This is a genomic window from Sphingomonas sp. FUKUSWIS1, from assembly GCF_000733135.1.
Lineage (GTDB): Bacteria > Pseudomonadota > Alphaproteobacteria > Sphingomonadales > Sphingomonadaceae > Sphingomonas > Sphingomonas aerolata.
In genome coordinates, this window is record NZ_JPJC01000182.1 from 1 (window position 1) to 2,352 (window position 2,352).

The window sequence follows — 2,352 nt, forward strand, 5'->3', positions numbered from 1 at the left end:
CGCCACCGCACCGGCGGCGACGCGCGCCGCGGTCTCGCGCGCCGACGACCGGCCGCCGCCGCGATAGTCGCGAAAGCCGTATTTGGCGTCATAGGCATAGTCGGCATGGCCGGGACGATAGGCCTTGGCGACGTCCGAATAGTCCTTCGAGCGCTGGTCGACATTCTCGATCATCAGGCTGATCGGCGTGCCGGTGGTGCGGCCGTCGAACACGCCCGAGAGGATGCGCACGGCATCGGGCTCGCGCCGCTGCGTGGTGAAGCGCGAGGTGCCGGGACGGCGCTTGTCGAGCCAGGGCTGGATATCCGCTTCAGTGAGGGGGATGCCGGGGGGGCAGCCGTCGACCACCGCGCCGAGCGCGGGTCCGTGGGACTCGCCCCAGGTGGTGAAGCGGAACATCCGCCCGAAGCTGTTGACGCTCACTTGGCCCTCTCCCCGACGGGGAGAGGGAGGGGCCCATGCGCAGCATGGGAGGGTGAGGGCACGTCTGTAAGCGCGGACAGGATCGCGGCAAGCACGTCGTCCATCCGCTGCATCACGTCGTTGTTCCAGACACGGATCACACGGTATCCCTTGTTCGCGAGGTAGGCACTTCTGTCGGCATCATAGGCCGCGTCGCCGATATGCTGGCTGCCGTCTACCTCGACGACGAGCATGGCGTCCATGCACAGAAAGTCGGCGATGAACGGGCCGATCCACACCTGGCGGCGGAACTTGAAGTCGGCGAGGCGGCGGCTGCGGAGGTTCTGCCATAAACGGGTTTCCGCCTCGGTGGCGTCGCGACGCAGCTTCCGCGCGCGGTTGAGGGCTTCGGTGCCGTCCTTCTGCCTCACCGTGCCCTCACCCTCCCATGCTGCGCATGGGCCCCTCCCTCTCCCCGCAGGGGAGAGGGTATTTACACCAGAGCGATGTCGGGGGCGTCCTCGGCTTTCATGCCGATCACGTTGTAGCCGGCGTCGACATGGTGGGTTTCGCCCGTGACGCCCGATGCAAGGTCGCTGAGCAGGTACAGCCCCGCGCCGCCGACATCGTCGATCGTCACGTTGCGCTTGAGCGGCGAGTTCAGCTCGTTCCACTTCAGGATCAGGCGGAAGTCGCCGATCCCGCTCGCGGCCAGCGTCTTGATCGGGCCGGCCGAGATCGCGTTGACGCGGATATTGTCGCGGCCGAGATCGACCGCGAGATACTGCACGCTCGTCTCGAGCGCGGCCTTGGCGACGCCCATCACGTTGTAATGCGGGATGACCTTCTCGGCGCCGTAATAGCTGAGCGTCAGCATCGAGCCGCCCGGGTTCATCATCTTGGCCGCGCGCTGCGCGACCGCGACGAACGAATAGACGCTGATGTTCATCGTCATCAGGAAATTGTCGAGGCTCGTGTCGACGAACCGCCCGCGCAGCTCGTTCTTGTCCGAAAAGCCGATCGCATGGACGACGAAATCGATCGTCGGCCATTCCTCTGCCAGCTTGGCGAAGGTCGCGTCGAGCGCACCCATGTCGGAGACGTCGCAGTCGAACAGCCGCGCGACGCCCAATTGCTCGGCAAGTGGGCGGACGCGCTTCTCCATCGTCTCGCCCTGATAACTGAACGCGAGCTCCGCGCCGGCCTCGGACAGCTTCTTGGCGATTCCCCAGGCCAGCGACTTGTCGTTCGCCAGCCCCATGATCAACCCACGCTTGCCCGCCATCAAACCGTTCACGCCGTTCTCGCCTTCGCCTCTACCTCGTCAGCCGGTTGCTCTAGCGCTGTTTCGAGGGGTTCCGCCAGTGCCGCGTTCAAATGCGCCCCGAATACCAGCCCCAGACCGATGACGTAGAAGAACAGCAGCATGATGACGACGCCCGCCAGGCTGCCATAGGTCAGGTCATAGCCACCCAGGCTCGACAGGACGATCGGCAGCAATGCGGTCGCGCTGATCCACCAGACGGCGGTGAAGAGCGCGCCGGGCCATTTGCGGCATTTCGAATAGCGATAGCGCGACGGCGTTACCGAGTAGAACAGCAAATACAGCGCGCCGAACATCAGCAGACCGGGAATCAGGCGGGACAGGCCGACCCATCCGGCGGCGTCCTGCGCGAAGGGAACGAGGCGGTAGATGAACTGTTCGGCCGCGGTCAGGATGCCCTGCACTAGGAAGGAGAGCAGCGCCATGATCACCGAGCCGACGATCACCGCGGACGATCCGAGCCGCGATTTCCAGAAGGGGGCGGTGGCCTTGATCCCGTAGGCGCGGTGGAAGATGTCGCGGATCGTCTCGACAAAGCTGCCGACGGTCCACAGCCCGACCAGCGCGCCGAGCCACAGCAACGACCCGGTACGCGCCGCCAGCACGTCGGCGATCGGCTTGCGCAA

The 2,352-nt window shown here is 65.5% G+C and carries 4 protein-coding genes; all 4 read right to left on the reverse strand.

All coding sequences use genetic code 11. The features are described 5' to 3' along the window. The coding region (gene aroC / locus sphsw_RS11445; RefSeq protein WP_031440736.1) for a chorismate synthase at positions 1–423 on the reverse strand (423 nt) is incomplete at its 3' end. Next, entirely contained in the window at positions 420–833 is a 414-nt protein-coding gene (locus sphsw_RS11450; RefSeq protein WP_042467102.1) for an endonuclease domain-containing protein, read from the reverse strand. The genes aroC and sphsw_RS11450, both read right to left, overlap by 4 nt. A 62-nt stretch (positions 834–895) precedes the next feature. Continuing rightward, positions 896–1,699 (reverse strand): enoyl-ACP reductase FabI, encoded by an 804-nt coding sequence (gene fabI / locus sphsw_RS11455; protein WP_107930438.1) that lies wholly within the window; start codon positions 1,697–1,699, stop codon positions 896–898. Continuing rightward, the coding region (locus tag sphsw_RS20465; RefSeq protein WP_042467103.1) for a YihY/virulence factor BrkB family protein at positions 1,696–2,352 on the reverse strand (657 nt) is incomplete at its 5' end. The genes fabI and sphsw_RS20465, both read right to left, overlap by 4 nt.